Annotated in this window: 10 protein-coding genes and 1 pseudogene; 4 read left to right on the forward strand and 7 right to left on the reverse strand. The window is 72.7% G+C overall.

Annotated features, from left to right (window positions below; all coding sequences use genetic code 11):
* The first annotated feature begins 3 nt into the window (after window positions 1-3).
* A complete protein-coding gene (locus tag J0911_RS02680) occupies window positions 4-1911 on the forward strand; it encodes a phospho-sugar mutase (protein ID WP_207273843.1) in 1908 nt (635 codons plus the stop codon).
* A gap of 85 nt (window positions 1912-1996) precedes the next feature.
* Window positions 1997-2860 carry a glucose-1-phosphate thymidylyltransferase RfbA gene (rfbA, locus tag J0911_RS02685; protein WP_207273844.1) on the forward strand — a complete coding sequence of 288 codons (864 nt, stop codon included), beginning with the start codon at window positions 1997-1999 and terminating at the stop codon, window positions 2858-2860.
* Here the strand turns inward: rfbA and rfbD are convergent.
* Entirely contained in the window at window positions 2824-3735 is a 912-nt protein-coding gene (gene rfbD / locus J0911_RS02690) for a dTDP-4-dehydrorhamnose reductase (protein ID WP_207273850.1), read from the reverse strand. The two genes, rfbA and rfbD, sit on opposite strands and share 37 nt — an antisense overlap.
* Before the next feature lie 74 nt (window positions 3736-3809).
* Between rfbD and rfbC the strand changes: the two genes are divergently transcribed.
* Window positions 3810-4454 carry a dTDP-4-dehydrorhamnose 3,5-epimerase gene (gene rfbC, locus J0911_RS02695; protein ID WP_207273851.1) on the forward strand — a complete coding sequence of 215 codons (645 nt, stop codon included), beginning with the start codon at window positions 3810-3812 and terminating at the stop codon, window positions 4452-4454.
* A 125-nt stretch (window positions 4455-4579) separates the two neighbouring features.
* Here the strand turns inward: rfbC and rfbB are convergent, their stop codons facing one another.
* The 4 genes from rfbB to J0911_RS02715 all read right to left on the reverse strand — a co-directional run bounded on the left by rfbB (window position 4580) and on the right by J0911_RS02715 (window position 8807).
* Window positions 4580-5575, reverse strand: coding sequence for a dTDP-glucose 4,6-dehydratase (rfbB, locus tag J0911_RS02700; RefSeq protein WP_207273852.1), 996 nt, complete (start codon window positions 5573-5575; stop codon window positions 4580-4582).
* Window positions 5576-5624: 49 nt separating this feature from the next.
* On the reverse strand, window positions 5625-6791 hold the full coding sequence (locus tag J0911_RS02705; protein ID WP_207273858.1) for a nucleotide sugar dehydrogenase: 1167 nt from the start codon (window positions 6789-6791) through the stop codon (window positions 5625-5627).
* A gap of 152 nt (window positions 6792-6943) precedes the next feature.
* Window positions 6944-7657, reverse strand: a complete 714-nt coding sequence (gene deoC, locus J0911_RS02710) for a deoxyribose-phosphate aldolase (RefSeq protein WP_207273860.1) — start codon at window positions 7655-7657, stop codon at window positions 6944-6946.
* Between the two features lie 58 nt (window positions 7658-7715).
* Entirely contained in the window at window positions 7716-8807 is a 1092-nt protein-coding gene (locus J0911_RS02715; RefSeq protein WP_207273862.1) for an adenosine deaminase, read from the reverse strand.
* A gap of 89 nt (window positions 8808-8896) precedes the next feature.
* Between J0911_RS02715 and J0911_RS02720 the strand changes: the two genes are divergently transcribed.
* Complete coding sequence (locus J0911_RS02720) at window positions 8897-9697, forward strand: siderophore-interacting protein (protein ID WP_207273864.1); 801 nt, start codon at window positions 8897-8899, stop codon at window positions 9695-9697.
* 43 nt (window positions 9698-9740) lie between these two features.
* Here the strand turns inward: J0911_RS02720 and J0911_RS02725 are convergent, their stop codons facing one another.
* Together J0911_RS02725 and J0911_RS02730 are read right to left on the reverse strand one after the other, a co-directional pair.
* Entirely contained in the window at window positions 9741-11054 is a 1314-nt protein-coding gene (locus J0911_RS02725; protein WP_207273865.1) for a thymidine phosphorylase, read from the reverse strand.
* 95 nt (window positions 11055-11149) lie between these two features.
* A pseudogene (locus J0911_RS02730) lies at window positions 11150-11554 on the reverse strand (cytidine deaminase); the annotation flags it as partial.
* Window positions 11555-11592 lie beyond the last annotated feature (38 nt).

Raw genomic sequence — 11592 nt, forward strand, 5'->3', positions numbered from 1 at the left:
GGCATGAGCACCTCGACGCAGAACACGAGCACCGCCGGGGACGACGGCGGGACCCCGGGGCCACGCGAGGCGGATCCGCTCCGGGACGACGACCTGCTGATCGCCCGCGCGGAGGCGTGGATCGCCGCCGACGTGGACGACGCCGACCGTGCCGAACTGCGGAGCCTGCTCGCCCGGACCGCCGAGCCGCACCTGCGCCGGACGGCGGTCGCGGAGCTCCGCGACCGGTTCTCCGGGCCGCTGGAGTTCGGCACCGCGGGGCTGCGCGGCGCGATGGCCGCCGGCCCGCACCGGATGAACCGGGCGGTCGTCGTCACGGCGGCCGCGGGCCTGGGCGCGTATCTCACGTCCGCCGTCGCGGACGCGCCCCGTGTCGTCGTCGGCTACGACGCACGGCACCGGTCGGCCGACTTCGCGCGGGACACCGCCGCCGTGCTGACCGCCGCCGGCGTCGAGGTCGCGGTCCTGCCCGCTGCGCTGCCGACACCGGTGCTCGCGTTCGCCGTCCGTCATCTCGACGCCGACGCCGGCGTGATGGTGACCGCGAGCCACAACCCCGCCGCCGACAACGGCTACAAGGTCTATCTCGGCGGGCGCGTGGTCACGGACGCCGGACAGGGCGCGCAGATCGTGCCGCCGTACGACGCGCGGATCGCCGCGGAGATCGCCCGCGTGTCCGCCGCACCGGGCGGGGCGTCCTCCGTGCCGCGCGCCACGGACGGCTGGACGGTGCTGGGCACCGAGATCCACGAGGCGTACCTGCGGCGGGTCGCGTCCCTCCACGATCCCGACCTGCACATCCGCGACGTGCACGCGCCTCGCCTGGTACCGGCCGCGGACCCTCGCACCGCCGTCGCCGTCCCGGACGACTACACGGGGCCGCCGCCGCTGCGGATCATCACGACGTCGTTGCACGGCGTCGGCGGGAGGACGCTGGGACGGGTGCTCGCGGACGCGGGTTTCACGGACGTGGTCCCCGTGGAGGAGCAGCTCGACCCGGACCCGGCGTTCCCCACGGTGCGGTTCCCGAACCCGGAGGAGAAGGGCGCCCTCGATCTCGCGCTGTCGATGGCGTCCGATCTCGGGGCCGACCTCGTCATCGCGAACGACCCCGACGCCGACCGCTGCGCCGTCGCCGTGCGCGACCCGGACTGGGGCACCCACCAGGGCACGGAGACGGCGGCGTCGCACGGCTGGCGGATGCTCACCGGCGACCAGGTCGGGGCCCTGCTCGGCTGGGACGCCGCCCAGCGCACGTCGTCCGGCACCCTGGCGTGCTCGATCGTGTCGTCCCGCGTGCTCGCGCGGATCGCCGAGCGGCACGGACTGCGCCACGCGACCACGCTGACCGGGTTCAAGTGGATCTCCCGTACGCCGGACCTGGTCTTCGGGTACGAGGAGGCGCTCGGGTACTGCGTCGACCCGGAGGCCGTCCGGGACAAGGACGGCCTGTCGGCCGCGCTGCGTGTGGCGCTGCTCGCCGAGCGGCTCAAGGAGTCGGGGCGCACGCTCCGGGACGCCCTGGACGACATCGCACGTGCCTGCGGCCTGTACAGCACCGGACAGCTCGCGGCACGGTTCGACGACCTCGCCCGTATCCCGGAGGCGATGGCGACGCTGCGGGCCGCGCCCCCGGCGGAGCTGGACGGTGCGCCGGTGACCGAGGTCGTCGATCTCACGGCGGGCACGAACGGCCTGCCCCCCACCGACGGCGTCGTGCTGACGGCAGCGGACGACACCCGCGTGATCGTCCGGCCCAGCGGGACCGAACCCAAGGTGAAGTGCTACCTGGAGGTCGTGACGCCGGTCGCGGCGGACGCGACCGCCGAGGACCTGGGCCGCGCCCGCGTCACCGCCCAGAAGCGCCTGGAACGTCTGCAGAAGGAGATGGCCGTCGCGCTCGGGCTCTGAGGAGACCGGAGCACGACCGCCGGAGTGGTTGCCGCGACCGCCGGAGTGGTTGCACACCACGCCGGGCATGGAAGGATCGGGGACCATGCGCGGAATCATCCTGGCCGGCGGGTCCGGGACCCGGCTGCACCCGATCACGCTCGGGGTCAGCAAGCAACTGGTCCCCGTCTACGACAAACCGATGATCTACTACCCTCTGTCCACGCTGATCCTCGCGGGGATCCGGGACATCCTGGTGATCACCACCCCGCACGACGCCGGCCAGTTCCAGCGGCTGCTCGGCGACGGTTCGCAGTTCGGCATCAACCTGCAGTACACGGTCCAGACGGCGCCGGACGGGCTGGCCCAGGCATTCGTGCTGGGTGAGGGATTCATCGGCGGCGACGCGGCCGCACTCGTGCTCGGCGACAACATCTTCTACGGCCCGGGGCTCGGGTCCCAGCTGACCCGGTTCTCCGGCATCGACGGCGGCGCGGTGTTCGCCTACCGCGTCGCGGACCCGACGGCGTACGGCGTCGTCGAGTTCGACGACGCCGGCCGCGCCCTCTCGCTCGAGGAGAAGCCGGCCCGGCCACGGTCGAGCTACGCGGTGCCGGGACTGTACTTCTACGACAACGACGTGGTGGAGATCGCGAAGAGCCTGCGCCCGTCGGCCCGCGGCGAGTACGAGATCACCGACGTCAACCGCCACTACCTGGAGCGGGACAAGCTGCGCGTCGAGGTCCTGCCGCGGGGCACGGCCTGGCTCGACACCGGCACGTTCGACTCGCTCCTGGAGGCCTCGGACTTCGTCCGGACGATCGAGCGCCGCCAGGGGCTCAAGATCGGCGCCCCGGAGGAGGTCGCGTGGCGCCGCGGCTTCCTCACGGACGAGGAGCTGCGCGCCCGCGCGGAGAAGCTGACGAAGTCCGGCTACGGGCGGTACCTGCTGGGGCTGCTGGACGAGTAGGCGCCGGGGCCGAGCACCTCGGCCGCGGCCTTCTCCCAGCGCTCCGCCCAGTCGCCGATCGGGGTGACGCCGGCCTCGACCAGGGCACCGTGGGAGAGCACCGAGTACGCCGGCCGCGGCGCGGGGCGCGGGAAGGCGTCGGTGGTCGTCGGCTCCAGCGTCACAACGCTCCCCGTGGCCGCGACGACGCGTTCCGTGAAGCCGAACCAGGACACCTGTCCCGAGGACGTCCCGTGGTACGTCCCGGCCGGGACGTCCGCGTCGACGAGCCGCACGACGAGGTCCGCGAGGTCACGCGTCCACGTGGGCTGCCCCACCTGGTCGGCCACGACGTCCAGGTGGTCCCTCTCGGCGGCGAGGCGCGCCATCGTGCGCGGGAAGCAGTTCCCACCGGCACCGTACAGCCACGCCGTGCGCACGATCAGGGCATCGGCCGCCTCCGTGCGTACCGCCCACTCCCCCGCGGCCTTGGTGCGTCCGTAGGCCGACCGGGGCGCGACCGGCGCGTGCTCCGCGTAGGGCGCCGTCGCGGCACCGTCGAACACGTAGTCCGTGGAGATCTGGACCAGGCGGGCGCCCGCCGTCGTGCAGCCCCGGGCCAGGTTGGCCGCCCCCACGGCGTTCACGGCGAACGCGTCCGCCTCGTGGGCCTCGGCGTCGTCGACGGCCGTCCAGGCGGCGCAGTTCACCACGACGTCGTAGCCGCTCACCGCGCGCGCTGCGACGGCGGGGTCGCGGACGTCGAGCCCGGTGCTCCGGCCCACGCCGTCCACCTCACGCCCCGCGGACCGGATCACCTCGACCATGTCCTGTCCGAGCATCCCTGCGGCCCCGACCACCAGCCATCGTTCCCCGACGCCACGCCTTGGTTCCATACGTATGATCCTAGGGTCCGACGTCCCTTCCCCACCTCCGCCACGTGGGATCGTCCCGGCCCCGAGGAGTTTTCATGCAGTACCGCGAGCTGTCCGTGCCCGGCGCGTTCGAGATCACCCCGAAGCAGTTCGGCGACGCCCGCGGTCTCTTCCTGGAGGCGTTCAAGGCGGGCCCGTTCGCGGACGCCGTCGGGCACTCCTTCGACCTGCAGCAGGCCAACTGCTCCGTCTCCGCGGCCGGGGTGCTGCGCGGCATCCACTTCGCGGACGTCCCGCCGAGCCAGGCCAAGTACGTGCAGTGCCTGCGCGGCGCGGTGCTCGACGTCGTCGTGGACGTCCGCGTCGGTTCGCCGACCTTCGGCCGGTGGGACGGCGTGCTGCTCGACGACGTCGACCGCCGCTCCGTGTACCTGTCCGAGGGCCTCGGCCACGCCTTCATGTCCCTGGAGGACGACTCCACGGTCATGTACCTCTGCTCGGCCGGCTACGCACCCGAGCGCGAGCACGGCATCCACCCGCTGGACCCCACCGTCGGCATCGACTGGCCGACGACGGCCCGCGACGGAAGCCCCCTCTCCCCGCAGCTCTCACCAAAGGACGAGTCCGCCCCCACCCTCGCCGAGGCGGAAGCCAACGGCCTCCTCCCCACCATGGAAGCAGTCAGCAGCTACCTGGCGACCAGGCGGGAAGTACGCGCGGACCGGCCAGTGAGTGCATAGCGAGGTCCGGGGGCTGGGGTGTGGTGTGCGCCGCCGTCACACCGTAGCGGAGGGCCCCCAAGGGCCCGTGAGCGGAGGCGGCGCACACCACACCCCAGCCCCCGGACCGGACCCCACCAGAGAACTCACTGGCCGGTCCGCGCGTACTTCGCCTCCGTAGCCGCCTTCGCCGGCCTCCACCAGGCCTCGTTGCCCCGGTACCACTCGATCGTCGCCGCCAGCCCGTCCCGGAACTCCGTGTACCGGGGCGTCCAGCCGAGCTCGTCGCGCAGCCGGGTCGCGTCGATCGCGTAGCGCAGGTCGTGGCCCGGACGGTCCGCGACGTGGTCGAAGTCGTCGGGTTCGCGGCCGAACAGCTCCAGCAGGGTCCGCACCACGTCCAGGTTGTTCTGCTCGCCGTCGGCGCCGATCAGATAGGTCTCACCGATCCGCCCGTGGTCGATGACGGCCCAGACGGCGGTGTTGTGGTCCTCCACGTGGATCCAGTCCCGCACGTTGCGCCCGGCGCCGTAGAGGCGGGGGCGGACACCGTCGAGGAGGTTGGTGATCTGGCGCGGGATGAACTTCTCGACATGCTGGTACGGGCCGTAGTTGTTGGAGCAGTTCGAGATCGTGGCCCGAACACCGAACGACCGTACCCAGGCACGCACGAGCAGGTCGGAGCCCGCCTTCGTGGACGAGTAGGGCGACGACGGGTTGTACGGCGTCTCGGGCGTGAACTTCGCCGGGTCGTCGAGCTCGAGGTCCCCGTAGACCTCGTCCGTCGAGATGTGGTGGAACCGGGTGCCGTGCTTGCGCACGGCCTCCAGCAGCGTGAACGTGCCGACGAGATTGGTCTGCACGAACGGGGACGGGTCGTCGAGCGAGTTGTCGTTGTGCGACTCGGCCGCGAAGTGGACGACGACGTCGGCCTCGCCGACCAGCCGGTCCACCAGGACGGCGTCGGTGATCGACCCCTCGACGAGCCGCACCCGTTCCGCGACCGGCGCGAGCGAGCCGCGGTCGCCCGCATAGGTGAGCGCGTCGAGGACGGTGACCTCGGCGTCCGGCCGTTCGCGGACCGTCTGCTGGACGAAGTTCGCTCCGATGAAACCGGCGCCGCCGGTGACCAGGACCTTCACGCTGTGTAGTATCCCCTGCCGTTCGTGGTGCGCGCGTACGCGGATGTGATCAGTCGCGCCCGTAGATGTCGCGGGTGTAGACCTTCTCGGCGACGTCGTCGAGGACCTCGGTACGACGGTTGGCGATGATCACGTCGGCGCGGGCCTTGAACTCGTCGAGGTCCTTGACGACCTCGGAGTGGTAGAACTCGTCGTCCTCCAGGGTCGGCTCGTACACCACGACCTCGACGCCCTTGGCCTTGATCCGCTTCATGATGCCCTGGATGGCCGAGGCACGGAAGTTGTCGCTGCCGGACTTCATGACGAGCCGGTACACACCCACGACCTTCGGGTCGCGCTTGAGGATGTCCGCGGCGACGAAGTCCTTGCGCGTGGTGTTCGCGTCGACCACGGCCTGGATGAGGTTCTGCGGCACCTCGGAGTAGTTCGCCAGCAGCTGCTTGGTGTCCTTGGGCAGGCAGTAGCCGCCGTAACCGAAGGACGGGTTGTTGTAGTGGGAGCCGATCCGCGGGTCCAGGCCCACGCCCTCGATGACCTGGGCCGTGTCGAGACCGTGCGTGGCGGCGTAGCTGTCCAGCTCGTTGAAGTACGCGACCCGCAGCGCCAGGTAGGTGTTGGCGAACAGCTTGATGGCCTCGGCCTCGGTCGCGTCGGTCAGCAGCACCGGGACGTCCTTCGTGACCGCACCCTCCAGCAGGAGGTCCGCGAAGCGCTTGCCGCGCTCCGAGCGGTCCCCGACCACGATCCGGGACGGGTGCAGGTTGTCGTACAGCGCGCGGCCCTCGCGCAGGAACTCCGGGGAGAACACGATCGACGCGTCGGGGTACTCGGAGCGCATCCGCTCGGTGAAGCCCACGGGGATGGTCGACTTGATGACGATCGTCGCGCGCGGCGCGACGCTCAGCACGTCCTTGACCACGAACTCCACCGACGAGGTGTCGAAGAAGTTCGTCACCTCGTCGTAGTTCGTCGGCGTCGCGACGACGACGATCTCCGCACCCTCGTAGGCGGCGTGCGCGTCCAGCGTGGCGGTGAGGTTCAGCTCCCGGTCGCGCAGGTACTCCTCGAGCTCCGCGTCGACGATCGGCGAGCGCCGCTCGTTCACCAGGGCGACCTTCGACGCGTCGAGGTCGACAGCCCACACCTCGTGATTCTGGGCGATCAGCACTGCGTTCGACAGGCCGACGTATCCGGTACCGACAACGGCGATCTTCATGCGGCCATAGTAGAGGCTGAGCGCGAGCGGGACGCCGGGCTTCACCCGAGGACCAGAAGCTCACCGCAGGGACTTCTCACCGAGCACCCGGCGTGCAAGGTGTCCGGCACGGCGGACCGCCGCCGGACCGGCGGCGGTTCGCCTCGGCCGGATCAGTAGCCGCCGCCGGCCGGCACGGCGCCGCCGGCCGGTACCGCGCCGCCGTCGTACCCGTCCAGCACCGCGCCCGTACCCGACAGGCCCAGCCGCGTCGCGCCGGCGTCGATCATCCGGAGTGCCGTGCCGAGGTCCCGGATGCCGCCGGACGCCTTGACGCCGAGCCGCCCGCCGACGGTCCTCGCCATGAGCGAGACCGCCTCGACGGACGCGCCGCCCGTGGGGTGGAAACCGGTGGACGTCTTGACGAAGTCGGCGCCGGACGCCTCGGCGGCCTCGCACGCGGCGACGATCTGGTCGTCGGTCAGGGCCGCGGACTCGATGATCACCTTGAGCAGGCGTCCTTCGGGAACGGCGGCCCGGACGGTGGCGATGTCGGCGCGGACGTCGTCGAACAGTCCGGCCCGCACGGCGCCGACGTCGATCACCATGTCGACCTCGTCCGCGCCCTCGGACACGGCACGGGCGGCCTCGGCCGCCTTCACCTCGCTGACATGTTTCCCCGACGGGAACCCGCACACCGTGGCGACCGCGAGCCGCCCGGCCGCGGCCTCGCGCGCGTGGGCCACGAACGTCGGCGACACGCACACGGAGAACACCCCGAGCCGGGCGCCCTCCTCGACGAGCGCGGTGACGTCGTCGGCCGTCGCCTCCGGCTTGAGCAGGGTGTGGTCGACGGTGGCGGCGAGCGCCGCACGGTCCAGGGTCATCGTTGCTCCGTTCCGCACCGCTCCGAGGCCTCCCGTACGCCCGGCGTCCGGTACCTCGTCAGAGCTGTGCCCTTTCGATCTTCTGGAAGCCGGGCACGATCACCTGCTCGACGAGCGTGCGCCGTTCGTCGTGGTGCACGAAGGCGCTCCACGCCGCGGCCACGGTGACGTCGAGCAGGTCCTCGAGGGTCCAGCCGGCTTCGGTGTTCAGGAGCATCATCTCGCGGGTCATGGAGGTGCGGGACATCAGGCGGTTGTCCGTGTTGAGCGTCACGGCGAAGTCGAGCTCCTTGAGGCGCGTGATCGGGTGGGCGGCGACGGACTCCGCGGCTCCCGTCTGCGTGTTGGACACCGGGCACACCTCGAGGGGGATCTGCTGGTCGCGCACCCAGTGGGCCACGGGCCCCAGCTCGGCGGGCGCGTCGCCGGGGCCGAACGTGATGTCGTCGGCGATCCGGACGCCGTGCCCGAGCCGCAGCGCCTGCCCGGTGTGCAGGGCCTCGGCGACGGAGTCGACGCCGGCCGCCTCGCCGGCGTGGATCGTCACCGGCACCTGGTGGGCGGCGAGATGCCGCCACACGCCGTCGTGCCGTCCGGGCGGGAAGCCGTCCTCCGGCCCGGCGAGGTCGAAGCCGAGGACTCCGTCGCCCGCCAGGGCGATCGCCAGGTCGGCGACCTCCGTCCAGCGGTCGGCCTGTCGCATGGCGGTGAGGATCTGCCCGGCGCGGATGGTGCGGCCGTCGGCGGCCGCGCGCGCGACCCCGTCGTCGATCCCGGTCTGCACGGCCTCGACGGCCTGGGTCATCGTCAGCCCGCGTTCGAGGTGCTGTTCCGGTGCCCAGCGCAGTTCGGCGTGCACGACGCCGTCGGCGGCGAGGTCGAGGACCGCCTCGCGGGCGACGCGCTCCAGGGCCTCGGCGGTCTGCATGACGGCGACGGTGTGCGCGAACGTCTCGAGGTAGCGGACCAGCGAGTGGGAGTCGGCCGCCCTCGCGAACCAGTCCGCGAGCCCGGCCGGCGCGGCGGGCAGCTCGTGACCGACGGCGTCGGCCAGCTCGCTGACGGTGCCGGGTCGCAGCCCCCCGTCGAGGTGGTCGTGGAGCAGGACCTTGGGCAGCGCCTGGATGGTGTCGACGCCGAGATGTGTCATGCCGTCCAACCTACCTACCCGGCGGCCTCGTCGTCCGGCGGACGGCTCCACACCCGCCGGGCGACAAAAGAGGTTAGGCTTGCCTCACTATGCAGATCGCTGAGATCCCCACCGCCCGGAAGTCGCGCACCCCCGTCACCGCCACCGTCACGGCCGTCCGGCGTCTCACGCCGCACATGGTCCGCGTGACGCTGGGCGGCGAGGCGCTCGCGGCCGTCGATCCCGGGCCGTTCACGGACCGGTACATCAAGATCGTGCTCGGCCCCCCGCCCGCGCCCGGGGGGCGTCCCCTGGTGCGGACCTACACGATCCGCAGGGTGCACGGCGAGGGCTGGGACATCGACGTGGTCGAGCACGGCGACGGGTACGGCGGGCCGTGGGCCGGCCGGGTCCGGCCGGGCGACCAGGTGTCCTTCCTCGGCCCGGGCGGCGACTACGTGCCGTCCGCGGACGCTCCCTGGCATCTGCTCGTGGGTGACGAGTCGGCGCTGCCCGCGATCGCGGCGGCGTGCGAGGCCCTGCCGCACTCCGCCCGGGCGCACGCGTTCGTGGAGGTCGCCGGGCCTCAGGAGCGGCAGGAGCTCGTGTCCGACGGCGACCTGCGCGTCACCTGGGTGTACCGCGACGGAGGCCCCGGGCTCTTCGAGACGGTCCGCACCGCCCACGAGGCGGGTGCGCTGCCCGGTGGCATCCCTCACGCCTTCCTGCACGGCGAGGCCGGCTGCGTTCGCGACCTGCGCCGCTGGGCCCGCGCGGAGCTCGGGATCCCCCGCGAGCTGCTGTCGGCGTCGGGCTACTGGAAGAAGGGGCGCGACGACGAGGGCTGGCGCGCGGAGAAGCCCGCCTGGCGCGCCGCCGTCGAGCAGGACGACGCGGCGCTGACGCGCTGAGAGCGCTCGTCGACGGCACGGACGCGCACGTCGAGATCTGAGGTCACGCGACCCGGTCGAGGATCAGCCTTCCCGGGGCGGCCGCGGCGGCCGCCTCAGCAGTTCCGTGCGGCGCCACCTCCCATGCGCCCTCCAGCGCCTGCCGGGCGCGAGCGAAGCGCTCAGGGGTGTCGGTGTGCAGCGTCATCACGGGCTGGCCGGCCCTCACCCGGTCGCCCGGCTTCGCGTGCAGCTGGACGCCCGCCGCGGCTTGCACCGGATCCTCCTTGCGGGCACGTCCCGCCCCGAGCCGCCACGCGGCGACTCCCACGGCGTAGGCGTCGAGGCGGGTCAGCACGCCGTCCTCCCCGGCCACGACCGTCTCCGTCTCCTTCGCCACCTCGAGCCTCGCGTCCGGGTCACCGCCCTGCGCGGCGATCATGCGCCGCCAGGTGTCCATGGCGCGCCCGTCGGCGAGCGCTGCCCGCACCTCGTCGGCGCCGGCCGGCCGGCCGGCCCCCGCCAGCATCTCGACGGCGAGCGCGACGGTCAGCTCGACGACGTCCGCCGGGCCACCGCCGGCGAGCACCTCGACCGACTCGGCCACCTCGAGCGCGTTCCCGGCCGTGAGCCCGAGCGGCACCGACATGTCGGTCAGCAACGCCACGGTGCGCACGCCCGCGTCGGTCCCGAGGTCCACCATCGTCCGGGCGAGCTCGCGCGCCTGCGGCAGGGACTTCATGAACGCGCCCGAGCCCACCTTCACGTCGAGCACGAGCGCGCCGGTGCCTTCCGCGATCTTCTTCGACATGATGGAGCTGGCGATGAGCGGGATCGACTCGACGGTGCCGGTGACGTCGCGCAGCGCGTAGAGCTTGCGGTCCGCGGGAGCCAGGCCCGACCCGGCCGCGCAGATCACCGCGCCGACGTCCTCGAGCTGCGCGACGGTCTCGTCGTTGGACAGCGCGGCCCGCCAGCCGGGGATCGACTCGAGCTTGTCCAGCGTGCCGCCGGTGTGCCCCAGCCCGCGCCCCGAGAGCTGCGGCACCGCCACGCCGAACGACGCGACCAGCGGCGCCAGCGGCAGCGTGATCTTGTCCCCGACACCGCCGGTGGAGTGCTTGTCGGCGGTGGGGCGCGACAGGCCGGAGAAGTCCAGCCGCTCGCCGGAGGCGATCATCGCGCCGGTCCAGTGCGCCACCTCCGTACGCGACATCCCGTTCAGGAAGATCGCCATGGCCAGCGCCGACATCTGGTAGTCGGTGACGACCCCCCGGGTGTACGCGCCGACCACCCAGTCGATCTGCGCGCCGGACAGCGCCAGGCCGTCCCGCTTGGCGCGGATCACGTCCACGGCGTCGAACTGCTCGGTCGTCATGACGGTTCCTCTCCGTGGGCCTCACTGCCAAGGTCTCGCGCGGCGGGCGCCGCGGTGCCCGGGCCGGCAGCCGCCCGGCCGCCGTTCACCCGGGCCAGGTCCTCGGGTCCGAACGCCTGCGGCAGCACCTGATCCATGGTCAGCACGCCTCGCGGGGTGTCGACCAACAGGTCCGCGCCGCCGTGCTCCCACAGGAGCTGACGGCAGCGGCCGCAGGCCATGATCACCCGCCCGTCGGCGTCGCTACAGGTGAACGCGACGAGCCGGCCGCCGCCCGACATCGCCAGCGCGCTCACGAGCGAGCACTCGGCGCACAGCGTGACGCCGTACGCGGAGTTCTCCACGTTGGCACCGGTCAGCAGCCGTCCGTCGTCGGCCAGGGCGGCCGCCCCGACCGCGTACCCGGAGTACGGCGCGTAGGCGAACCGCAGGGCGTCGCGCGCCGCGGCCCGGAGCGCCGTCCAGTCGGGGCGAAGGGACCGGCCCGGAGCGCCGGACACGGGGTGCCCCGGGCCGTCGTCGTCGGTGGTGCTCACGG

Origin of the sequence: Myceligenerans salitolerans, assembly GCF_017349295.1 — a bacterium.
Lineage (GTDB): Bacteria > Actinomycetota > Actinomycetes > Actinomycetales > Cellulomonadaceae > Myceligenerans > Myceligenerans salitolerans.

Coding starts and splice junctions, on each gene's coding strand:
- J0911_RS02720 (WP_207273864.1), top strand. CDS start 8,897: ATGCAGATCGCTGAGATCCCCACCGCCCGGAAGTCGCGCACCCCCGTC.
- J0911_RS02715 (WP_207273862.1), bottom strand. CDS start 8,807: ATGACACATCTCGGCGTCGACACCATCCAGGCGCTGCCCAAGGTCCTG.
- deoC (WP_207273860.1), bottom strand. CDS start 7,657: ATGACCCTGGACCGTGCGGCGCTCGCCGCCACCGTCGACCACACCCTG.
- rfbD (WP_207273850.1), bottom strand. CDS start 3,735: ATGGAACCAAGGCGTGGCGTCGGGGAACGATGGCTGGTGGTCGGGGCC.
- rfbA (WP_207273844.1), top strand. CDS start 1,997: ATGCGCGGAATCATCCTGGCCGGCGGGTCCGGGACCCGGCTGCACCCG.
- J0911_RS02705 (WP_207273858.1), bottom strand. CDS start 6,791: ATGAAGATCGCCGTTGTCGGTACCGGATACGTCGGCCTGTCGAACGCA.
- J0911_RS02725 (WP_207273865.1), bottom strand. CDS start 11,054: ATGACGACCGAGCAGTTCGACGCCGTGGACGTGATCCGCGCCAAGCGG.
- rfbC (WP_207273851.1), top strand. CDS start 3,810: ATGCAGTACCGCGAGCTGTCCGTGCCCGGCGCGTTCGAGATCACCCCG.
- J0911_RS02680 (WP_207273843.1), top strand. CDS start 4: ATGAGCACCTCGACGCAGAACACGAGCACCGCCGGGGACGACGGCGGG.